The organism is Kitasatospora sp. NPDC042419, from assembly GCF_056437345.1.
Map to the genome: position 1 here is coordinate 556,532 of NZ_JBWKAW010000001.1, position 21,187 is coordinate 577,718.

At 73.9% G+C, this 21,187-nt stretch carries 17 protein-coding genes; 7 read left to right on the forward strand and 10 right to left on the reverse strand.

Annotated elements, in window-relative coordinates:
- Positions 1 to 267 precede the first annotated feature (267 nt).
- From AC067J_RS02470 to AC067J_RS02490, 5 genes are all read left to right on the forward strand, one after another.
- Complete coding sequence (locus tag AC067J_RS02470; RefSeq protein ID WP_478296092.1) at positions 268 to 1,542, forward strand: prenyltransferase/squalene oxidase repeat-containing protein; 1,275 nt, start codon at positions 268 to 270, stop codon at positions 1,540 to 1,542.
- The gene (locus AC067J_RS02475) at positions 1,539 to 2,465 is read left to right on the forward strand and encodes an SCO2322 family protein (protein ID WP_478296093.1); all 927 of its coding nucleotides are present in this window, start codon (positions 1,539 to 1,541) and stop codon (positions 2,463 to 2,465) included. Before AC067J_RS02470 ends, AC067J_RS02475 begins: the two co-directional genes overlap by 4 nt.
- A gap of 298 nt (positions 2,466 to 2,763) precedes the next feature.
- Complete coding sequence (locus AC067J_RS02480) at positions 2,764 to 3,987, forward strand: CbiQ family ECF transporter T component (protein ID WP_478296094.1); 1,224 nt, start codon at positions 2,764 to 2,766, stop codon at positions 3,985 to 3,987.
- Positions 3,984 to 5,639, forward strand: a complete 1,656-nt coding sequence (locus AC067J_RS02485) for an ABC transporter ATP-binding protein (RefSeq protein ID WP_478296095.1) — start codon at positions 3,984 to 3,986, stop codon at positions 5,637 to 5,639. Before AC067J_RS02480 ends, AC067J_RS02485 begins: the two co-directional genes overlap by 4 nt.
- Entirely contained in the window at positions 5,636 to 6,514 is an 879-nt protein-coding gene (locus tag AC067J_RS02490; protein WP_478296096.1) for an ECF transporter S component, read from the forward strand. The genes AC067J_RS02485 and AC067J_RS02490 overlap by 4 nt, the downstream gene beginning before the upstream one ends.
- Before the next feature lie 80 nt (positions 6,515 to 6,594).
- On the opposite strand, the gene AC067J_RS02495 is transcribed toward AC067J_RS02490, so the two are convergent.
- From AC067J_RS02495 to AC067J_RS02515, 5 genes are all read right to left on the reverse strand, one after another.
- Positions 6,595 to 7,503: a helix-turn-helix domain-containing protein gene (locus AC067J_RS02495; RefSeq protein ID WP_478296097.1), complete on the reverse strand. Its 909-nt coding sequence runs from the start codon at positions 7,501 to 7,503 to the stop codon at positions 6,595 to 6,597.
- A 247-nt stretch (positions 7,504 to 7,750) separates the two neighbouring features.
- The gene (locus tag AC067J_RS02500; protein WP_478296098.1) at positions 7,751 to 8,845 is read right to left on the reverse strand and encodes a methyltransferase domain-containing protein; all 1,095 of its coding nucleotides are present in this window, start codon (positions 8,843 to 8,845) and stop codon (positions 7,751 to 7,753) included.
- Between the two features lie 711 nt (positions 8,846 to 9,556).
- The gene (locus tag AC067J_RS02505; protein WP_478296099.1) at positions 9,557 to 10,780 is read right to left on the reverse strand and encodes a helix-turn-helix domain-containing protein; all 1,224 of its coding nucleotides are present in this window, start codon (positions 10,778 to 10,780) and stop codon (positions 9,557 to 9,559) included.
- A 120-nt stretch (positions 10,781 to 10,900) separates the two neighbouring features.
- Positions 10,901 to 11,233: an antibiotic biosynthesis monooxygenase family protein gene (locus tag AC067J_RS02510; protein ID WP_478296100.1), complete on the reverse strand. Its 333-nt coding sequence runs from the start codon at positions 11,231 to 11,233 to the stop codon at positions 10,901 to 10,903.
- 102 nt (positions 11,234 to 11,335) lie between these two features.
- On the reverse strand, positions 11,336 to 11,707 hold the full coding sequence (locus tag AC067J_RS02515; RefSeq protein WP_478296101.1) for a cupin domain-containing protein: 372 nt from the start codon (positions 11,705 to 11,707) through the stop codon (positions 11,336 to 11,338).
- A 60-nt stretch (positions 11,708 to 11,767) separates the two neighbouring features.
- Between AC067J_RS02515 and AC067J_RS02520 the strand changes: the two genes are divergently transcribed.
- Positions 11,768 to 12,256: a MarR family winged helix-turn-helix transcriptional regulator gene (locus AC067J_RS02520; protein WP_478296102.1), complete on the forward strand. Its 489-nt coding sequence runs from the start codon at positions 11,768 to 11,770 to the stop codon at positions 12,254 to 12,256.
- Between the two features lie 70 nt (positions 12,257 to 12,326).
- Here the strand turns inward: AC067J_RS02520 and AC067J_RS02525 are convergent, their stop codons facing one another.
- Positions 12,327 to 14,423: an MDR family MFS transporter gene (locus AC067J_RS02525; protein ID WP_478296103.1), complete on the reverse strand. Its 2,097-nt coding sequence runs from the start codon at positions 14,421 to 14,423 to the stop codon at positions 12,327 to 12,329.
- A 343-nt stretch (positions 14,424 to 14,766) separates the two neighbouring features.
- Here AC067J_RS02525 and AC067J_RS02530 point away from each other — a divergent pair, with 343 nt between their 5' ends.
- A complete protein-coding gene (locus AC067J_RS02530) occupies positions 14,767 to 16,140 on the forward strand; it encodes a peptidoglycan-binding domain-containing protein (protein ID WP_478296104.1) in 1,374 nt (457 codons plus the stop codon).
- Positions 16,141 to 16,299: 159 nt separating this feature from the next.
- Here AC067J_RS02530 and AC067J_RS02535 read toward each other — a convergent pair whose 3' ends face one another.
- From AC067J_RS02535 to AC067J_RS02550, 4 genes are all read right to left on the reverse strand, one after another.
- Entirely contained in the window at positions 16,300 to 16,884 is a 585-nt protein-coding gene (locus AC067J_RS02535) for a TMEM165/GDT1 family protein (RefSeq protein WP_478296105.1), read from the reverse strand.
- 211 nt (positions 16,885 to 17,095) lie between these two features.
- A complete protein-coding gene (locus AC067J_RS02540) occupies positions 17,096 to 17,971 on the reverse strand; it encodes an ABC transporter permease (RefSeq protein WP_478296106.1) in 876 nt (291 codons plus the stop codon).
- A 3-nt stretch (positions 17,972 to 17,974) separates the two neighbouring features.
- Positions 17,975 to 19,603, reverse strand: coding sequence for a dolichyl-phosphate-mannose--protein mannosyltransferase (locus AC067J_RS02545; protein ID WP_478296107.1), 1,629 nt, complete (start codon positions 19,601 to 19,603; stop codon positions 17,975 to 17,977).
- A gap of 190 nt (positions 19,604 to 19,793) precedes the next feature.
- Positions 19,794 to 21,092 (reverse strand): MFS transporter, encoded by a 1,299-nt coding sequence (locus tag AC067J_RS02550; RefSeq protein WP_478296108.1) that lies wholly within the window; start codon positions 21,090 to 21,092, stop codon positions 19,794 to 19,796.
- Positions 21,093 to 21,187 lie beyond the last annotated feature (95 nt).

Consider the following 21,187-nt stretch of genomic DNA (forward strand, 5'->3'; position numbering starts at 1 on the left):
TCGCCCCGCCGGGGCCGCCCCGCCCGGCGCGACGGCTAAAGTCGGCACGCAGGACAATTCCATCCCGCTTCTCCTCCGGGGAAAGCCGGCGCGAATCCGGCACTGACCCCGCAACCGTGAGCCCGGCGCCACACCTGCCGGGCGAGTCGGACCGCCCGGGGAGAGAGGCGAGCGGCCCAGCCGGGCGGACCACCGCCGGGCACCGTCGAGGGCTACGGAACGGCCTGTCCGGGCCGACACCGCTCACCGAAAGGCACACCTCCCACCATGCTCACCGCCGCCCGCCTGGGCGCTGCCGCCCTGACCGCCGCGCTGCTCACCGGAACCGCCGCCGCCCCGGCCCTCGCCGACACCCCCGGCGCCGGCGCCACCGCCCTCCCCGACGGCCTGTACGGCAAGGGCGACCCGAAGTACGACGCGGTGTGGCGGCAGTCGCTCGCGCTGACCGCGCTGTCCGCGGCCAAGGTGACCCCCGCCGACTCCGCCGTCGGCTGGCTCACCGGCCAGCAGTGCGCGGACGGCGGCTGGCCGTCCTACCGGGCCGACGTCTCGGCCGCCTGCGACACCACGCTGGAGGACAGCAACGCGACCGCCGCCGCGATCCAGGCGCTGGTCGCCCTCGGCGGGCACCAGGACGCCGTGGACAAGGGCGTCCAGTGGCTCAAGGCCAACCAGAACGCGGACGGCAGCTGGGCCTACAACCCCGGCAACCCGGGCGACGCCAACTCCACCGGCCTCGCCGTCAACGCCCTGTTCGCCGCCAAGGCGGACCCGGCGGGCGTCGCCAAGTCGGGCAAGAACGCCTTCGACGGGCTGGCGGCCTTCCAGCTCGGCTGCGCCGCCCCCGCCGACCAGCGCGGCGCCTTCGCCTACCAGCCCGCGGCGGACGGCGCCCTGGAGCCGAACGCCCTGGCCACCGGCCAGGCCTCGCTCGCCGCGACCGGCGGGAAGCTTCCGGTCGCCAACACCAACCGGACCGACGCCGCCCCCAAGCCCCTCCCCTGCGCCGACGGCGCCACGGCCGCCCCCGTCGCCCGCGCCGACTCGGGCGAGGCGGTGGGCTCGTACCTGAGCGCCCAGCTCGCGGCCGGCGGCCAGCACCTGATGCTGACCCTGCCCGGCGCGACGCCGACCCCCGACTACACCGCGACCGCCTGGGCCGCGCTCGGCCTGGTCCAGGGCGGGCACCCGCAGCAGGCCTCCGGTGCGGTCGACTGGCTGGCCAAGGAGGGCGGCACCTGGACCAAGGGCGGCACCGACGCCGCCGCCACCGCCACGTTGCTGCTGGTCGCCCAGGCCGCGCAGCGCGACCCGGCCTCCTTCGGCGGGGCCGACCTGGTCGCCCAGCTGACCGCCCTCGGCCCGGCGCCCAAGGCCACGGCCGCCGCGGCGGGTTCGCCGAGCGCGTCCGCGTCCGAGTCCGCGAAGAAGGACGACGGCGGCGGCCTCGGCACGTACTGGGTGCTCGGCATCGGCCTGCTCATCGGCATCGGCGGAGGCCTGCTGCTGAGCCTCCAGCGCAAGCGGGGCCCCAAGCTGTGACCGACCCCGCGCCGCCGGCCGGCCACCCCCGGGTGGCCGGCCCCGCCCCGTCGCCCTCCCTCCCGTCCGCCGGCAGCGACGTCGCTGCCGGCGGCACGGCCGACAACGCGACCGGCGGCACGGCCGACAGCATGGCCGACAACCCCGACAGCGGCACCGACGGCAGCGCCGACATCTCCGGCGCCGAGCGGCGCCGGCGGTGTCGGCGGCGGGTGGCGCCCGCGGTGGTCCGGTTCGTGGCCGGGCTGATCACCGGGGTGCTGATCCTGCTGGTGCTCGGGGCGGCGCCGGCGCAGGCGGCCGGATACCGGTACTGGTCGTTCTGGAAGTGGTCCGACGGCGGCTGGGCGTACCAGCAGCAGGGGCCCGCCGTGCACGTCCCGCCGGACGGCGCCGTGGACGGCTGGCGGTTCGCCGTCAGCCCGGACGGCGGCCGGCAGGCCTCGCGGCCCGGCGTCCCCGGGGACTTCGCCGCCATCTGCGCCGCCACCCCGGAACAGAGCGGGCGCAAGCGGATCGCCGTGGTCCTGGACTTCGGCACCGCCGCCGACGCACCCGGGCGCGAGACCCCGCCCGAACCGCGCACCGCCTGCGCCGTCGTCCCCACCCGGGCCAGCTCGGCGGAGGTCCTGGCCGCCGTCGCCCCGCCGCTGCGGTACGACGGCAACGGGCTGCTCTGCGCCATCGCCGGCTACCCGCGGGCGGGCTGCGGCGAGCAGCTCGGCAACGCCGACCAGCCGCCCGCCTCGGCCGCCTCCCCCGGCATCACCCCCGGCAGCGGGATCGGCAGCGGGTCCGGGGCCGACTCCCACGACGACGCCTCGCCCGGAGCCGGCGGACCCGACCTCGGCGTGGTCGCCGGCGTCGCGCTCATCGCCGTCCTCACGGCGGGCGCCGTCTGGCAGACACGCCGCCGCCGATGAGGACGATGCCCACCGCTCCCGCCACGCTGCCCGCCCCCACCTCCGTCGCCGAGGCCGCGCCCGCCCCAGCCGCCAAGGCCGCAATCGCCCCCGCGCTCACCCCAGCACTCGGCCCCGCACTCGCCCTGCCCGGCCGCGCGGGCAGGCTTCGGCCCGGGAAAACTATGACGACCGGTCTACTGATTCCCCGCTATGTAGACCGACCGACATATACCGACCGGTCTACATATACCGACCGGTCTACATAGAACCGGCGCCCCGAACCCACCCGCCCCGCCCCGCTCCCCTGGACCCCACCGTGCCCACACCCCGCGCCGCCCGCCGCCGACCAGCGCCCGGCCCCCGCCAACTGCACCCCGGGGCCTGGTGGCTGTGGGCACTCGGCCTGGGCGCCGCCGCCACCCGGACCACCAACCCCCTCCTCCTGCTCCTCCTCGCCGCCGTCGCCGGCTACGTCGTGGCCGCCCGCCGCACCGACGCCCCGTGGTCGCGCTCCTACGGCACCTTCCTCCGCCTCGGCCTCCTCGTCCTGGGCATCCGCCTGGTCTTCGCCGTCCTCCTCGGCTCGCCGGTCCCCGGCACGCACGTCCTCTTCACCCTCCCCGAGGTGCCGCTGCCCGCCTGGGCACAGGGCGTGCGGATCGGCGGCCGGGTCACCGCCGAGGGCCTGCTCGCCGCGCTGTACGACGGTCTCCGGCTGGCGACCCTGCTGGTCTGCGTCGGCGCCGCCAACGCCCTCGCCAGCCCGGCCCGCCTGCTGCGCACCCTCCCCGGCGCGCTCTACGAGGCGGGTGTGGCCGTCGTCGTGGCGATGACCTTCGCGCCGAACCTCGTCGCCGACGTCCAGCGGCTGCGCGCCGCCCGCCGCCTGCGCGGGCGCACCGACCGAGGTGTCGCCGCCGTACTGAGCGTCGGGATTCCCGTCCTGGAAGGCGCGTTGGAGCGTTCGGTGGCGCTGGCCGCCGCGATGGACACCCGCGGGTTCGGCCGCACCGCCGACGTCCCGCGCCGGCTCGCCCGGGCCACCGCCGCGCTCACCCTGGCCGGTCTGCTCGGCGTCTGCCTCGCCGCGTACGGGCTGCTGACGGCGGGCGGCGCCGGCTGGGCGGTACCGGTGCTCCTGCTCGGTCTGGCCGCCGCCTTCACCGGACTCGTGCTCGGCAACCGGCGCTCCGTCCGGACCCGTTACCGCCCGGACCCGTGGGCGCTGCCCGAGTGGCTGACCGCCGGATCGGGCGTGGCCGTGGCCGCGTCGACGACCTGGCTCGCCGCCGCCGACCCGGCCGCGTTCGCGCCCACCGTCGTTCCGCCGACCGTCCCCGTCCTGCCGCTCACCGCCGTCGTCGCCGTACTCATCGGCCTGGTACCGGCGTTCGCCACCCCTCTCCCGCGCCCCACCACGGCGACCGGCGCGTCCGGCCGTTCGGCCGCACCGCCCGCGGCCCCCGGCAGCACGCCGCACCGCCACACCCCGAGCGACGCACCGACCGACGCACCGACCCCGCCCCGGAGGGCCTCGTGATCACCTTCGAGCAGGTCACCGTCCAGTACTCCGACGCCGAGGCACCCGCGCTCAGCGGCGTCGACCTGACCATCCCCGAGGGCGAACTCTGCCTGCTGGTGGGCCCGTCGGGCTCCGGCAAGTCCACCCTCCTGGGCACGGTCAGCGGCCTCGTCCCGCACTTCACCGGCGGGGTGCTGCACGGCCGCGTCACGGTCGGCGGACGCGACACCCGCGAGCACCGCCCGCGTGAACTCGCCGACCTGGTCGGCACCGTGGGCCAGGATCCGCTGGCGCACTTCGTCACCGACACAGTCGAGGACGAACTCGCCTACGGCATGGAGTCGTTGGGCCTGCCACCGGACGTGATGCGACGCCGCGTCGAGGAGACGCTGGACCTGCTCGGCCTGGCCGGTCTGCGCGACCGGGCACTCACCTCGCTCTCCGGCGGCCAGCAGCAGCGGGTCGCCATCGGCTCGGTGCTGACCGTGCACCCGAGCGTGCTGGTCCTGGACGAGCCCACCTCCGCCCTGGACCCGGGCGCCGCCGAGGAGGTCCTGGCCGTGCTCCAGCGGCTGGTCCACGACCTGGGCACGACCGTGCTGATGGCCGAACACCGGCTGGAGCGCGTGGTCCAGTACGCCGACCAGGTCCTGCTGCTGAACCCCGGAGCGCCGCCCGTCCTCGGCGAGCCCGCCGAGGTGATGGCGCACTCGCCGGTCCACCCGCCGGTGGTCGGGCTCGGCCGCCTGGCAGGCTGGCAGCCGCTGCCGCTCTCCGTCCGCGACGCCCGCCGCCGGGCGGCCGGCCTCCGCACCCGCCTGGACGGCCTCGCCCCTGTCCCCTCCCACAACTCCCACAACTCCCACGACTCCCACGACCCCTCCCAGGTGCCCGCGCAGTTGGGCGCTCCGCTGGTCGAGGCCCGCCGACTGGCCGTCCGGCGCGGCTCCGTCCCGGCGCTGCGGGGCGTCGACCTCACCCTGCGCGCGGGCGAGATCGCCGCGCTGATGGGACGCAACGGCGCGGGCAAGTCGACCCTGCTCGGCGCCCTCGTCGGCCTGCACGCACCCGCCTCCGGCTCGGCGACGGTCGGCGGCCACGCCCCGCACCGCACCCGGCCCGCCGAACTGATCCGCCACGTCGGCCTCGTCCCGCAGGACCCGCGCGACCTGCTGTACGGGGAGAGCGTCGCCGCCGAGTGCGCCGCCGCCGACGGCGACGCGGGCGCCGAACCCGGCACCTGCCGCGTCCTCGTCGAGCGCCTGCTGCCCGGTCTCGCCGACGCCGCCCACCCGCGCGACCTCTCCGAAGGCCAACGCCTCACCCTGGCCCTGGCCGTGGTGCTCACCGCCCGCCCGCCGCTGATCCTCCTGGACGAACCCACCCGGGGCCTGGACTACGCGGCCAAGGGCCGGCTCGTCGAGATCCTGCGCGACCTCGCCACCGAGGGCCACGCCGTCCTCCTCGCCACCCACGACGTCGAGCTGGCCGCCGAACTCGCCCACCGCACGGCCATCCTGGCCGAGGGCGAGATCGTCGCGGACGGTCCGACGGCCGAAGTCGTCCTCGGCTCACCGGCGTTCGCCCCGCAGGTCGCCAAGGTGCTGGCGCCCGGCCACTGGCTCACCGTCCACCAGGTCGCCCGCGCTCTCGACGAGGCCGCGGAATGAACGCCGCCCGCACGAGGGGCACGAGGAACGTTCCCGGCATGAACCGCCCCGTCCCACTCGGCCGCCGCTCGATCGTCGCCCTCGCCCTGACCTCCCTGGTCGGGGTGACCGCGTTCGGCTGGCCGCTGCTCGCGTCCACCAAGTCGGCACTGGTCGGCCATTCCACCGACGCCCCCTGGCTGTTCGCCCTCCTGCTCCCGCTGCTCCTCGCCGTCGTCGTCGCCCAGATCTCCGAGGGGCGTACGGCAGGCGGCGGCGCACCCGGCCTGGACGCCAAGGCGGTCGCACTGCTGGGCGTGCTGGCCGCCGCAGGCGCGGCGCTGCGGCCGCTCGGGGCGGGCACGGCGGGGCTGGAGCCGATGTTCTTCCTGATGGTCCTCGCCGGGCGGGTACTCGGGCCCGGCTTCGGCTTCGTGCTCGGCGCGCTCTCGATGTTCGCCTCCGCCCTGCTGACCGGCGGGGTCGGCCCGTGGCTGCCGTTCCAGATGCTCGCCATGGGCTGGGTGAGCCTCGGCGCCGGTCTCCTCCCGGGCCCGGAGCGGGTGCGCGGGCGCCGCGAACTCGTCATGCTCGCCACCTACGGGGCGGGCGCGTCCCTCCTCTACGGCACGATCATGAACCTCCAGGGCTGGCCCTACATCGCCGGGCTGGCGAGCTCGATCTCGTTCGTCCCGGGGGATCCGCTCCCCGACAACCTGGTGCGGTTCGCCGTCTACTGCCTCACCACCTCCCTCGGCTGGGACCTCCCCCGCGCCGCCCTCACCATCACGCTCTGCCTCACCCTCGGCACCCCGGTCCTGCGCGCCCTCCGCCGGGCCACCCGCCGCGCCGCCTTCGCCGCGCCGGTGGCCTTCCACCCGCCGTCGAAGGACTGAGCCGGGGACGGGTCCGGGCTCGCCCCAACCGGTCACCAGCCCAACGGGCCACCCCGCCGTCCCACGAACCCGCCCCCTGGCTACCGGGAATCACGACACCCGGTGCAGAGCCTCCCGGCCGCCACCACGTGGCGCCCGCACATGCCGTCCCGCCCGGCACACTCGTGGTGCCGCCCCTGACGCGGGACCACGGCCACCGCAGCACCCGTCCCCCCTCCCGACGACGGGACCGGGCGCTCCGACGGGACGGGCGAGACCAGCGGGGCCGACGGAACCGGCGGCACCCCCAGCAGGCGGGCGGCGAGGATCGCCCCCACGCTGCGGGTGACCTTCTCCGGCAGCGGGGCGGACAGGATCCCCGCCAGGACGTCCGGTGCCCAGCCTCCCGCCAGCAGGCCCTCCACCCGGGCGGCCTGGTCCGCCAACGGCTTGCCGGCCAACGCCAACCGCGGCTCCCGACGTCCGAGTTCGATCAGCAGATTCAGGCCCTCGGTCATCCGTGGCGGTGGCGCAACCGGCCTCATCACCCCGGACGGAGGGACGGAAGGTTTCCCGACTTCCTTCTGCCTCATCATCCTTACCTTCAAGGAAGGGCTTCCCGCCCTCCCGGCGCCTGCCGCACCGGCTCCGGGCGGCCCGGCGGCCGGGGGTGCGGGAAGCGGCGGCAGCGTGTGAACCGCCTTGCCCGCCACCGGGACTTCATGCACCGAGACCACCGTCCGGACCTGGCCCGTGAGGGGATCGCGCAGGGTCCGGCGGACGTAGTGCCCGGCCTCCTCCAGCTCGCGCAACGCCCGGGCCACCGTCGCGCGGCCCTCGACGCTCTTCGCGGCCAGCGTCCGGACGTCCTCCCGAGCGCCGTCGGGCAGGCTGAGGAGGTACCCGAGCAGCCCGCGGGCCGCCCAGCTGAGCGAGTGCTTCCGCACGACATGCCCGTTGTCGAGGATCGTGTATCCGGGCGCGTGCTTGGGGATACGATTGATCTGCATCGTGGAGGCTCTATCTCTCCTGGTGTCATTCCCCGGGGTGTTGGCGCACCGCCGGGGCTTTCCTTTGAACGCTTCTGCTGAGCGCAATGATCACGCTAGTCCAGCAGAACACCACGGAAACCCCGTTCGGATCACCCGATCGGGCGGCGCACGCGCACTCACCCCGGCGCACTCCGACACCGGACGACGCGCCCCACTGGCTCACCCCCGACTCCACGGCGGACCGGAGCAGATCCGGGAGACTCTTCTAGCCGACCACCCGGCCCGGATCGTCGAGCCACACCCGGTGCTCTCCCTCGACCGTGACGGTCAGGCCGAACCGGGTGAGCCCCGGCCCTCCCTGCCGTTGCCACCACGCATGGGCCGCGGTCACCTCGTCCCACAGGTTCCGGGGCCCGGCCTGCGACACCGCATGCCGCGCGCCCCAGTCGGCGAAGCGGCAGTGCGCGTACGACAGTCCGTCCGAGATCTCCAGGCGGCCGGTCCCGAGGCGGTCGTAGCCTGCCGACACCTCGCGCCTGCACAGCCGGCCCGACAACCTCACACCGATCGCGAACGCGGCGGCGGCATGGTCGGCCACGACAGCGGGATCCAGCTCGGACGGTCCGTGGCGAACGCCGTCGATCGCGAACTCGCCTCCCTCCGGCCGCTGTTCCCGCGCCCACATGAACGCGGCCTCCTCGACGAACGGCCCGCCGGCGGATCGTCCGTCGTCGGCGACGGTCAGCTTCAACAACCCGCCGTTGCAGAACGGCGTGGCGTACGGGATCACGATGAGTCCGCCGGGCACCGCTTGTTCGATCAGGGCGATCGGCACGCGTTGCACCGCCGCCGCGACGTGGATCCGGTCGTACGGGGCGGCCTGCGGGTGGCCGAGCATGCCGTCGTCGGCAACCACCTTGACCGGGAGCCGATTGACGAGCAGACGGCGGCGCGCTTCGTTCGCCCGGTCACGGTCGAGCTCGACCGTGACCACCCGGTCCGCCCCGAGCCGGTGGGCGAGCATCCCGGCCGTCCAGCCGGCGCCCGTGCCGACGTCCAACACCCGCATGCCGTCCGCGACATCGAGATGCCGAAGCATCCGTGCGACCACCGCGGGCATCGGGCTGGATGACACGGGCGTCGTCCCGTCCTCGCCGTCCGCACGGGAGACGAGCGGGAGGTCGGATCCGACCAACTCGTACCACTGGACCGGATGTTCGATCCGATTGATCCACCTGCCCCGATGCTGGAAGGAGTCGGGCACGAACAGCCGACGCGGCAGGGCGCGAAAGGTGCCCTCCCAATCGGCGGACAGTGCCCCGGACTTCCGAAGGCTGTCGGTCAAGCAGTCCCAGTTCATCTGTGGAATCCCTTGCGATTGTCGCCCGGTCGAGGATGTGAGGTCGGAGCCCTACTACGGTGCGCAGCAGATCGCCAGCAGCATCACCGCGATCACGACGACGCCCGCGACGGAGACCGCGCAGGCGGAGAGGAGCCGACCAGGGTCCCGAAGGGGCTGCGACTGAGGTTCGCCGGAGCGCCGGCGGTGACCCGTCACCGGTGCGCGCTTGCGTGGTGACGACGCAGGAGGACGCGGGCATCGACCACCCCGGAGTAGTCGAACGCCCGCTGTGCGCGGGCCATTCGCCGGTCCAGCCGGGCACACTCGGAGCACCCCTCCACGGGACGGGGCTCGTCCCCGTCGACCACCGCCCGGATCGAACGAGCCCGCTCCCGCTGCGGCGTGGCGCGGGCGTCGGCCCACGGATCGGCGCCCGCGGCCGTCACGAGCCCGCCCGCCGCGCCAGGCACCGCCGGCACGAGCAGTGGGCGAGGATCGCCTCCCGCTGCAACAGTTCGCCGACGGCCCCGTACCCCGGGTTCCGCCGCGCCGCCCGGTAGTCGTCCAGGGGATTCCACCCCGACGACGCCACCAAAGGGGCGTCCGCCGCCCGCTGCCCTCGCCTGGCCATAACCGCTCCCTTACGCCGAAGAACCCGCATCGTCACTGGACGCTACGGGCCCTTCACGGAGCGAGTGGCCCCTAACTGGGGCACCTTGTTGGCGATCTTCAGGCCGCCACACCCACCGCCTCTGCGAGAGCGACCGCATCGCCGCGAAGCGGGCCCTTTGTCGTGCGCGCGAGCTCGATCACCAGGGAGCGTCCTGCGGGCACATACCGCACACCTTCGGGGGAGACGTCGTAGGCCCGCCTCAAGTAGTGAAGCGCACCCGCCGGTTCACGGCGCGCGTACTCCGACCGAGCCGCGTCCACGAACAGGCGGGACCTCCGCTCGACGCTCGGGATGTCCACGGGATCCACCTCAGCGACGCGCCGAAGGGCGGCGCCCGGCGTCTTCAGCTCGACACCGATCGTGACACCGTGGACGGCCACATTTCCCACGCCAAACACCGTCCACGGATGCCAGTAGCCAGGCGCGAGTTGAGCAGTCCTCTCAGCCTCCCCGAACCAGCGCCAGGCATCCCCTTCGCGGCCGTCCTCGGCGCACGTCATCGCGGCCTTCAGAGCGACAGAACCGAACGTGGCCCGGAGGAACTCCGAGCCGTCCTCGATCAGCGGCCGGAGCGAGTCGGCCGCATCAGCCAACAGCCGAAGGCACTCGTCCGAATGACCGCTGCTGGCAAGCCCGTTCGCGGCGATCCATGCCGAGAAGGACAGCATCACCGGATCGTCGGATTCCTCGGCCGCCATCCGGGCACGGTCGACAAGCACCCAGTAGAGCTCCGGCTCGGTCACGTGAGCCGCATACATTTGCGCCAAGGCATAGGCCTCGACCAGGATTCGCTGCGCCTGGCGACGTTCGTCGCCCATCCGCCCCCGCACCGTCGCATGGCAGGTCAGCAACAGCTCGGGCAGCAACGCACCGACCTGCGTCCGCTGGTGCGGCGAGGTATGCCAGAGCACCCAAGTCTGTCGGACCCGTCCGGCCAACTCGTCCACCGTCGTCGGTAGATCGTTCGGGCGCCGGAAGGTGCCCGCGTGAACGGCCTCTCGCAGCGCTGGAACCGAGGCGTGCGAGAACTTCTCCCAGGCCCCCGCCGAGACAATCCCCGGCGTTCCGGTGAGCGCACCCACGTCGTCAAGACGCAGGACCTGAGCCAGACGGACCAGTATCGCCAGGTTGCGAACGTCCCGCTCACCGTGCTCGATCTTCTTGAGCCAGCTCTCGGACCGCCCGACCAGGCCCGACAGTACGGCGCGGCTGAGGCCCAACCGCTCCCGATAGAACCTGATCCGCTCGCCGGTCGTCATCTCTGCCGACAGTTCACTCATGATCGCTCCCCGACGGTGTCACGCCTAGTCGGAGAGTACGCCTTGGACCGGCGTCTGGGCAGCCTCAACGGTGCGCCCCGGACGGGATCCGTCCGGGGCGCACCATTGATACACGAAGCCTCAGGCCTTCGGGCCCGTCGACTGCACCACGTCGAAGGACCACAGGGTGGAGCCGGTGGCGGCCGGGCGCTGCGGGGCCTCGCCCTCAGCGGCCGGCGGGCCCTGGCGGTGGGCGGCCTGCATGGGGCCGGCCAGCCAGGCCTGGAAGGACTCCTCGTCGCGCCAGCGGGTGTAGACGAGGTACTGGTCGGTGCCCTCGACCGGGCGGAGCAGCTCGAAGTACTCGAAGCCGTCCGAGTTCTCCACCGCACCGGCCCGGGCGGCGAAGCGCTTCTCCAGCACCTCCCGCTGCTCAGCGGGGACGGTCAGGACGTTGATCTTGACGACGGACACGCCGTACCTCCTCGTTCGCCCGCGCCCGACACCAGGTCGCCCGCGGGCCCTGTTCACTGAGAAGGCAGTCTGCTACACCTCACACCCCCGCACCGCCGCAGGTCAGGCGGTCCAGGACGGGGTGACGCGGTCGCCGGTCTCCGGGTTGACGGCCTGGGACGGGGCCGGGGAGGCGACGACGGCGGTGAAGCCGTCCTCGGACCGCATCTGCCGGGGGACGTCCGGCGGGAGGACGAGGGTGTCGCCGGTGGCCACCGTCAGCGTCTCGCCCGCCAGGTCGACGGCGGCGGAGCCGGCGAGGAAGGTCCACACCTGCTCGGTGTCCATGGCGTGCCGGGGGCCCGAGCGGCCCGGGGCCATCTCGACCCGCCAGAGGGCCAGGCCCGTGCCTCCCTGGGTGGGCGAGGCGTACGTGGTCATGACGGCGTTGGGCGTCTCGGTGCGACGGGCTTCGGTGCTGCGGATGACGGACAAGAGCGAGCTCCCCTAGAATGGACAATCACGTTGTCCATATAGTCAATGAGGTTGTCGATCGTGTCAAGGGAGCAGGACCCGTACCCGCCGCAGCCCGGCTACGAGCTGCCGCTCCGTCTGCTGCTCGGCTTCCGGGTGATCATCGACGAGCTGCACGAGCGCATTGCCCGCGAAGGCCACCCGGACCTCCGGCCGATGCACGGGTTCGTCTTCCAGGCGATCGGGCCGGACGGCACCACCGCCGTCGAGCTCGGGCGCCGTCTCGGCGTCTCCAAGCAGGCCGCCGGCAAGACCGTCGAGCACCTCGAACAGCTCGGCTACGTCGAGCGCGGCACCGACCCGGCCGACGCCCGGCGCAAGGTGGTCCGGCTGACCCCCCGCGGCGTCGACTGCCTGATCCGCTCCGCCCGGATCTTCGACGAGCTGCGTGCCCAGTGGTCCGCCACGCTCGGTGAGGACCGGCTGCGCGCACTGGAGTCCGACCTGCGGACCCTCGCCCCGGGGGACCCCTTCCGGCTGGACACCCCGCGCTGGTTCGGGGCCCAGTGACGGGCCCAACGACGGGCCCAGCGACGGGCCCGCTCCCGGGTGCCGGAGGGAGCCGGTAGCGGAGCGGGCGTCAGAAGGAGCGCCCCTCCCCGTGGTACGGCAGCTCGTGCCCGACCGGGTCGGGCCGGTCGCGGCGGTCCGCGCAGAGCGCCGACGAGAGCCTGGTGAGCAGCTCGGCGAGGTCGTCGAACTGCTTCTCGTCCCAGTCGCCGAGCAGGTCCGCGAGCTGCTCCCGGCGAGCGGCGACCAGCTTGAGCGCCACCTCCTCGCCCGGTTCGGTGAGCCGCAGCGGGAGGCCGCCGGTGCGGGCGGCCAGGCCGTTGCCCTCGACCTCCCGCACCGCCTCCTCCACCACCGCGAACGGGACGATCCGCCGTTCCGCCAGTTCGGCCGGCTCGACGGAGCCGTGGTGGTACATCTGGAGGAGCAGCCAGCTGGACGCGGGCTTGAGGTCGAGCCCGGCGGTGGCGGTGATCCGCTTGAACAGGTCGCGCCGGGCCTCGCGACTGCTCAGCACCGACAGGGCCCGGCTGATCTCGTCCAGCGAGGACCGCTCGACCGGGTTGAGGCCGATCGACTCGCTGAGGTCGGGTGCGGTCACGGTGGTCCGCAGCTTCTGCTCCTTCAGGAACAGCGACAGCACGAACGCCACCACCGCGACCGGCACCGCGTAGAGGAAGACCCTGGTGATCGACTCCGCGTACGCGTGGTAGACGTCGGCCTGCGTGTCGGGCGGCAGGCCGCTGATGACCCGCGGGTCCGAGGTGATCGCGCCGGCGCTGAAGCCGGGTGGCAGGGCGACCCCCGCCAGGGCCGTCGCCAGCCGGTCGTTCAGCCCGGACGCGAAGACCGTGCCGAAGACGGAGACGCCGAAGGAGGCGCCGATCGAGCGGAAGAAGGTGGCGCCGGCGGTGGCGACGCCCAGGTCCTCGTACCCCACCGAGTTCTGCACGATCAGCACCAGGACCTGCATCACCAGGCCCAGCCCGAGGCCGAAGACCAGGAAGTAGCAGCTCATCTCGAAGGTGCTGCTGTTCTCGTCCAGCAGGGAGAGCAGCAGCAGGCCGACGGTGGTGACGGCCGTCCCGGCGATCGGGAAGGCCCGGTAGTGACCGGTGCGGGCCACGATCTGGCCGGAGCCGATCGAGGTGGCGAGCATGCCGAGCACCATCGGCAGCATGTGGATGCCGGACATGGTGGGCGAGACCTGCATGACCACCTGGAGGAAGGTGGGCAGGTAGGTCAGCGCGCCGAACATCGCGAAGCCGACGACGAAGGAGATGACGGCCACCAGGCTGAACGTCCGGGAGCGGAAGAGGCGCAGCGGCAGGACGGGTTCGGCGGCCGCCCGCTCGGCCAGGACGAACGCGACCAGCAGCACGACGCCGAGCACGCCCAGGCCGACGATCTGCCACGAGCTCCACGCCCAGGTGGTGCCGCCGAGGGAGGTCATCAGCACCAGGCAGGTCGCGACGGAGGCGATCAGCACGGTGCCCAGGTAGTCGATCCGGTGACTCCGCCTCACCTCCGTCCCGTGCAGCACGGTGGCGATCACCACGAGGGCGACCACGCCGATCGGCAGGTTGATGTAGAAGACCCAGCGCCAGCTGAGGTTGTCGACGAACAGGCCGCCGAGCAGCGGTCCGAGCACGCTGGTGACGCCGAAGACCGCGCCGAAGAGGCCCTGGTACTTCCCGCGGTCCCGGGGGGCGACCAGGTCGCCGACGATGGCCTGGGAGAGCACCATCAGGCCGCCGCCGCCCAGCCCCTGGATGGCGCGGAAGGCGATCAGCTCGCCCATGTTCTGGGCGATTCCGCAGAGCACCGAGCCCAGCAGGAAGATCACGATGGAGGCCTGGAAGAAGACCTTCCGGCCGTACATGTCGCCGAGCTTGCCCCAGAGCGGGGTGGCCGCGGTGGAGGCCAGCATGTAGGCGGTGACCACCCAGGAGAGGTGTTCGAGGCCGCCGAGGTCGCTCACGATGGTGGGCAGGGCGGTGGAGACGATGGTCTGGTCGAGTGCGGCGAGGAGCATCGCCAGCAGCAGGGCGCCGATCGGTACCCAGAGGTTGGAGGCGGTGGCCTGCGGAGGGCCCGGCTCGCCCACCGGACTCCGGTCGGGGCCTCGGCCGGGACCTCGGTCGGGCGCGGCGATCGGGTCCGTCATGGCGTCTCCGTAGCGATGTCGGCGGTCGCGGCAGCCCGAAGAGCCCGGGGCACCGGTCGGATGATCACTCCCGATTCACCATGCTGTCAGAAATGCCCGGTTTTGCTCCGTTCAGTTGAGCCGAACGTAAGAGGAACCGACGGACGACCGACATCCGGACGCCGGGCCCGCCACACCGACCGTTCATCAAGTCCCAACCGGCACCAACCGGCACAAGGCCCCCACACCGGGCCGGACGCCCCTGTCCCGTCTCAGGGACGTCCTGCATAATCAGGCCCGTCCGCCACCTGGAACACGAGTCCGAGTCCGGGAGACCGAGCGAGAAACCGAGGAGGGCCGGCCGATGCCGGACCAGCACTGCCCGACGTGCGGCACCGCGCGCTCCGCCGGGTGCAGGTGCCTCCCGGATCCCGCCCTCGACGAGACGGCCGTCCTCCCGCACATGGAGGGCCCGCCGCTGGTCCGCCCGTACGTGCCGCAGGCGGTCGGGCAGGTCTCGGACGCACCGCAGGCCGGGGCCTCCGCAGCGGCCGCGGCGGCCGCCGGTGACCCGTTCGCCACCACCCTGCTTCCGCCGGCCGCCCATCCCCCGGGGCCCGGGCCGCAACCCCCCGTACCGCAGTCCCCCGTGCCGCAGGCGCCGTCGCACCGGCCTCCGGTCCAGCCCCCGGCGGCACCGCCCCTGGGGCCCGACGCGGACGCCTACGCGACCACGGTGCTCCCGCCCATCGCCTCGGCCCCCCAGTTCCCCCCGCAGCCGCAGTCGCAGCCCCAGCAGCCCCAGCAGCAGTTCCAGCCGCAGTTCCAGCAGCAGCAGCCGTACGCCGCGCCGCCGACCGAGGGCTTCCCGCCCGAAGCAGCGGCCGGGCCCGGCACCCCGGCCGCGCCCACCGGGCCCCCGGCTCCCGCCGGACCCACCGCCCCCGCCGCGCCCGCGGACGGCGAACTCGGCGTCTTCCCGTTCACCCACGCCCCCGCGCCGGGCGACGCCGCGCCCGCCCCCGGCGGCCGGGCCGCCCGCCGCGCGGCGGAGCAGGACGAGGCGGGCCTGTTCGCCCGCCGCAAGGGGCTGCTGATCGCGGCCGGCGCCGCTCTGCTGGCCGTCACCGTCGGCATCGCGTACGCGGTGACGCCCTCCGCCGAGCCGGAGCGCCGGGCGGATCCCGTCCTGACCACGACGCTGGCGCCCGCACCGGTGGACCCGACCACCCCGGCCCAGCCGAGCCCGAGCGCGCCGGCGCCCACCAGCGACTCCCCGAGCCCGACCCGGACGACCACCAAGCCGAGCCCGACCCGGTCGACGGCCACCACCGCGCCGCCCGCGCAGACCACGCCGCCCCCGGTCGCCGCTCCCCCGGTGCCGGCGCCGACCCCCGACCCGGTGGCCCCGGCGCCGAGCCCCTCCGCCGAGGCACCCACGCCCGCCCCGACGGCGACGCCGACCCCGGCCCCCACGCCCACCGCGACGGCCACCCCGACGCCGACGCCCACCTTCCAGGCCCTGCAGTACGGGATGAACGGGCCGGACGTCCTCACGCTGCAGCAGAAGCTGGCCGTCGTCCTGTGCTGGATGAACGTCCCGAAGAACGGCAACTACGACCGCCGCACGGAGAGCTCCGTCGCCTACTTCCAGGTGGTGCAGGGCGTCCAGGGCGACGCGACCGGGGTCTACGGACCCAACACGGCCGCCGCCCTGGCGAAGCGCACCGGCTGCTGAAAGCGGGCCCGCCACCCCGCCCCGGACGGCCCGCCGTCCGGCTACGGTCCCGCCGTCCGGGTGCACCGCCGACGCGAAGCGGCCGCGCACAACGCGCCCGGGCGGCCCGGCAGGCACTGCCGAACCGCCCGGTGCGTCCTGGTCGGGCCCGCCCGGCCGTCAGCCGGTGACCGCCTGGAAGATGCTGAACCCCGCCATCAGCACCATCACACCCGCCGCCACCCGGATGATCATCTTCATCGGGACGTGCTTCAGCAGCTTCTGCCCGCCCAGGATCGCGATGCCCGCGACGGCGCAGAGCGCCAGCCAGGCGCCCAGGCCCACCGCGAGCGGGTCGGCGTACTTGGCGGCCAGGTTGGCGGTCATGATCTGGGTGAGGTCGCCGAACTCGGCGATCGCCACGACCACGAAGCTGGCCCCGGCCACCTTCCAGAAGTTGTTGGCGGACGGCTCCTTGGCCGCGTGCCCGTCCTCGTCGTCCCCGCCGTGGAAGAGCAGCATCGCCGCGCCGGCCAGGAACAGCACGCCGGTGACGCCCTCCACCCAGCGGTGCGGCAGCAGCGAGAGCAGGTGCCCGGCGACCAGGGCGATGCCGACCTGGAGGGCGAAGGCGGCGGCGATGCCGGCGAAGACGTAGCTCGCGCGGTACTTGGCGCCGAGCATCAGACTGGCCAGGGCGGTCTTGTCCGGCAGTTCGGACAGGAAGACGATGCCGAAGGTGATCGCGGCGACGGTCAGGCTCATCGGGGGTTCGGTATCCCTCGGTTCGGGCCGCCGGACCTCGCGGCTCCGCCAGGGGACGCTTCGGCCCGACAGCACTGGTTGGAAAATCACAGCACTGCGGCCGAAGGTCTCGCCGGCACCCCTTCACGAGCGGTGCCCCGGGCGCCGGGCCCCGTGGGGGCCAGTATGTCGACGGTCCGGTGGAGGGCTACTCCCCTTCAACGCCCCCACCCTACCCGATGCCCTCACCCGGCCGTCCGGCGCGGACGAGCCCCCGGCCGACCAGCTCCAGCACCGCCACGACCGCCACCGCCTCCACCACCAGCAGCCCGACCAGCACGAACAGCTGCACCGCGCCCGCCTGGACCGGCGACGCCCCGCCGAGCAGCATGCCGACGAAGGCGCCGGGCAGGGTGACCAGGCCCACCGTCCGGGTCTGGTCGAGCGCCGGGACGAGCGAGGTCGCGGCGGCGGTGCGGCAGATCTCCAGCCGGGCGTCCCGTGCCTCGAAACCGAGTGCCAGCGCCGCCTCCACCTCGCCGTGCCGCTGCCGCAGCTCGTCCAGGGCGCGCCGGCCGGAGAGCGAGGTGGCGGTGAGCGCGCCGCCGATCAGGATGCCGGCGACCGGGATGACGGAGAGGCCCTTCGGCGGCAGGAGTCCGCCGGCCAGCAGCAGTGCGAGCACCGGCAGCACCCCGGCCCCGATCGGCACGGCCGCCCACGCCCGGGCGTGCCCGCGCCGGCGCCCCGTCCACCGCCCGCCCGCACGCCCCACCGCGCCCGCACGCCCCACCCCGCCCGGCGACTTCCCGCCCGACGACGGCCCCCCGCCCGCCATCCGCTGCCCCGCGGTCCGTACCGCGACCGCGAACATCAGCAGCACGAAGAGCGCCGACCACCAGAGCGAGCCGACCACCCAGGTGATCACCAGGGCGACGACGGCCAGCTGCACCACCGCGCGCAGCCCGGCCCGGAGCACGGCGTGCCCGTACCCGAGCCGGCCCCACCCGGCGACCGCGACGGCGGCGGCCAGCAGCAGCGCGGTGACCGCCCCGAGCGCCGGGGTGACCGGCAGCAACTGGTCCTGCGCGGCCGCCGACGCCGCCACGGGTCAGACCCAGCTGGTGAACCACATCCGGTCCTGCCAGGACGTCATCGGGATCACCTCCGCCGTGTACAGCGGGTAGAAGAAGGCGAAGCAGGCCATGATCGCCAGCACGATCAGCCCGGCCCCGGCCGCGCCGATCCGGCGCCGCTCGGGTGTGCAGCCCTCCGGCCCGAGCATCGCTCCGAGCATCTGTGCGACGGCCAGGCAGAGGAAGGGGACGAGCACCACCATGTAGAAGGAGAAGACGGTCCGCTCCTGGTACTGGAACCAGGGCAGGTAGACGCCGGCGACGCCGCAGAGCACGGCGCCCGACCGCCAGTCGCGGCGGAAGAACCAGCGCCACAGCAGGTAGAGGAGCGCGAAGCAGGCCGCCCACCAGAGCAGCGGGGTGCCCAGGCCGAGGATCTGCACCGCGCAGCCGCCGGACGCGGTGCAGCCGTGCTGCCCCTCGGGGGCCTGCTCCCAGTACATGGAGACCGGGCGGCCCTGGACCAGCCAGCTGAACGGGTTGGACTGGTAGGTGTGCGGCGTGCTCAGGCCGGTGTTGAAGTCGTACATCTGCGAGTGGTAGTGCCAGAGGCTGCGCAGCGGCGCCGGCACCCAGCTCAGCGGGACCTGCGGCAGCGGGATGCCGAGGAAGCTGTCCGGGGAGAGGCCGGCCCGGTCGTCGGCCCAGTGCCGGTCGAAGCCGCCGCCGGTGCCGCCCTTCCCGCCGCCGGTGAACAGCCAGCCGGCCCAACCCCCGACGTAGACGACGAACGCGGCGCCGACCGTGGCGAGGAAGGCGGGCAGCGCGTCCCGGCGGAGCATCGAGCGCCAGGGGCGGCGTGCCCCGGCCCAGCGGCGGCCGGACTGGTCCCAGAGGACGGTGAGCAGGCCGAAGGCGGCGAGCACCATGGCGCCGTTCCACTTGACCCCGCAGGCGGCGCCGAGGAACACCCCGGCGGCGATCCGCCACGGGCGCAGGCCGAGCCGGACGGTGTCGCCGCCGTAGCCGTCGCGGACGGTGGCCAGCCGGGCCCGGGCGTGGTCGCGGTCGACCAGCAGCGCGCCGAAGGCGGCGAGCACGAAGAACATCTGGACGCCGTCCAGCAGGCCGATCCGGCTCATCACCAGGTGGAGGCCGTCCACCGCCATCAGCAGGGCCGCGGTGCAGCCGATCAGGGTGGAGCCGAACAGCCGGCGGCCGATCCGGGCCAGCATCAGCACCGAGACGGTGCCGAGCAGGGTGGTCATGAACCGCCAGCCGAAGGGGTGCAGGCCGAAGCCCCACTCGCCGAGGGCGATGACCCACTTGCCGAGCGGCGGGTGGGCGATGAACTCGGGGGCCTGCGTGAGCGGGATGTGCTGCGGGACGGCCAGGATCTCGGTGTTGGAGTTCTCCGGCCAGGTGCCCTCGTAGCCCTGCCGGAGCAGCGACCAGGCGTCCTTGGGGTAGTAGGTCTCGTCGAAGACGAAGGCGTTGGGGTAGCCGAGGTTCCAGAACCGCAGCAGTCCGGCGAAGAGCGCCACACCGATCGGCCCGAGCCAGTCGGCCCGGTCGGCCGCTCTGCGCAGCAGCCCCCGCCGTCCCGGTTCCGGGGCTGCGGGGGCTGGTGGTGCGGGTGGGTGCGTGAGCGCCACTTGCGTCATAGCCTCGCCGATTTCGCCTGTCTCGCCTGTGCCGGCCGGGGCCGGGCGGTCAACAGCCACTGACACTATGTGCCGGTGGTCGCGAAGCCAAGCGCGACGGGCGCCGTCCAGGTGACCTGCACGATCCCGGCCCGGCGCCCGTTTTCGCACATCCGTCCCACCACCCGGCGGACGGCCGCACGCTCCGGCCTCACGCGGCGGTCTGGAGCTCCCGGACCACCGGCACCGGCGTGCGGACCACGGCCGGGGCCGCGTTGTCCTGGGCCGCGGTGAGGTACGGCCGCAGGCGCAGCGCCATCACCACGATCAGCACGGTGCAGCCGGCCATCGCCGCCAGGTAGAGCGGCCAGGTGCCGGAGCCGACCAGCAGCACGCCCACGGCCGGGCCGACGGCGATCGCGATCTGCTTCACCAGGGCGTAGCCGGCGTTGTAGGTGCCGAGCAGCCGGGCCGGGGCGAGGTCCGCGACGATCGGGCCCAGGGTGGGGGCGAGCAGCGACTCGCCGACGCCGAACAGGGCGTAGATCGAGACGATCGCGACCGTGGCGGCCATCGCCTCGGTCCGGATCAGACCGGCGACCAGGGCCATCCCCCAGGCGCCCAGCCAGACCACCCCGGCGGCGGCCATGGCGGTGGTGCGCCGGCGGCGGGCGGTGATCCGCACCATGAACATCTGGAGCACCACGATGGTCAGCGCGTTGGCGCCGATGGCGATGCCCAGGGTGGAGGGCGCGGTGCCGACGGTGTCGGTGGCGAAGGCCGCGACGCCGGACTCGAACTGGCCGTAGCAGGTGAAGAAGATCAGCCCGGCGAGCAGGCAGAGCCGGAGCATGGCCTTGTCGGCGACCAGGGCGCGCAGGCCCTGCGGGGCGTCGTTCTTCTCCTGGACGAGCACCGGCGCGGCGTTCGGGATCCGGGCGCTGCCGGTCACCAGGGCGAGGCCGAGGAAGGTCGCGGCCTCGATGGTGAAGAGCCGGGTCAGGCTGGCCGGGTCGGCGACGTCCACGATCTGCCCGCCGACCAGTGCGCCGATGCCCATGCCCAGGTTGACCAGGGTGAACTGCAGCGCGAAGGCGTGCGCCCGGGTCGCGGCCGTCGAGCAGCGGACGATCATCGTGGCGAGCGCCGGCTGGCAGGTGGTGACACCCGCGCCGAACAGGAAGGAGGACACCAGCAGGGCCGGGGTGTCGGTGGCGTGCCCGAAGGCGAACGCGCCGGTGGCGGCGAGCGCGGCGCCGGCGAGCAGCACCGGGCGCGGGCCGTACCGGTCGATGCCGCGGCCGGTGAACGGCAGCACGGCGAGCGCGGCCAGCGCGAAGACGGTGAACACCATCCCTGCGGCCAGCGAGCCCAGCCCCCGCACCTGGTCCACGTACACGAACATGTACGGCATCGTGAACCCACTGCCGAACGCGCTGAGCGCGTTGCCGATCTGGACGCGGCGCAGCGGGCCGCCCGCCCCGCTCCGCTGCTGCCTCTGCTGCTTCACCGTGCCGGTCACCGTGCACACCCCTTCGTTGAGATCCGTCAAGGACTCGTTGAGTTTCACCGGATACTCTTAAGACCGGAAGACTTAAGAGCTAA

Excerpts from the sequence above, each read along its gene's own strand:
- AC067J_RS02470 (WP_478296092.1), top strand. The coding sequence starts at position 268 with ATGCTCACCGCCGCCCGCCTGGGCGCTGCCGCCCTGACCGCCGCGCTG.
- AC067J_RS02500 (WP_478296098.1), bottom strand. The coding sequence starts at position 8,845 with ATGAACTGGGACTGCTTGACCGACAGCCTTCGGAAGTCCGGGGCACTG.
- AC067J_RS02530 (WP_478296104.1), top strand. The coding sequence starts at position 14,767 with ATGCCGGACCAGCACTGCCCGACGTGCGGCACCGCGCGCTCCGCCGGG.
- AC067J_RS02525 (WP_478296103.1), bottom strand. The coding sequence starts at position 14,423 with ATGACGGACCCGATCGCCGCGCCCGACCGAGGTCCCGGCCGAGGCCCC.
- AC067J_RS02535 (WP_478296105.1), bottom strand. The coding sequence starts at position 16,884 with ATGAGCCTGACCGTCGCCGCGATCACCTTCGGCATCGTCTTCCTGTCC.
- AC067J_RS02545 (WP_478296107.1), bottom strand. The coding sequence starts at position 19,603 with ATGACGCAAGTGGCGCTCACGCACCCACCCGCACCACCAGCCCCCGCA.
- AC067J_RS02505 (WP_478296099.1), bottom strand. The coding sequence starts at position 10,780 with ATGAGTGAACTGTCGGCAGAGATGACGACCGGCGAGCGGATCAGGTTC.
- AC067J_RS02490 (WP_478296096.1), top strand. The coding sequence starts at position 5,636 with ATGAACGCCGCCCGCACGAGGGGCACGAGGAACGTTCCCGGCATGAAC.
- AC067J_RS02495 (WP_478296097.1), bottom strand. The coding sequence starts at position 7,503 with ATGCAGATCAATCGTATCCCCAAGCACGCGCCCGGATACACGATCCTC.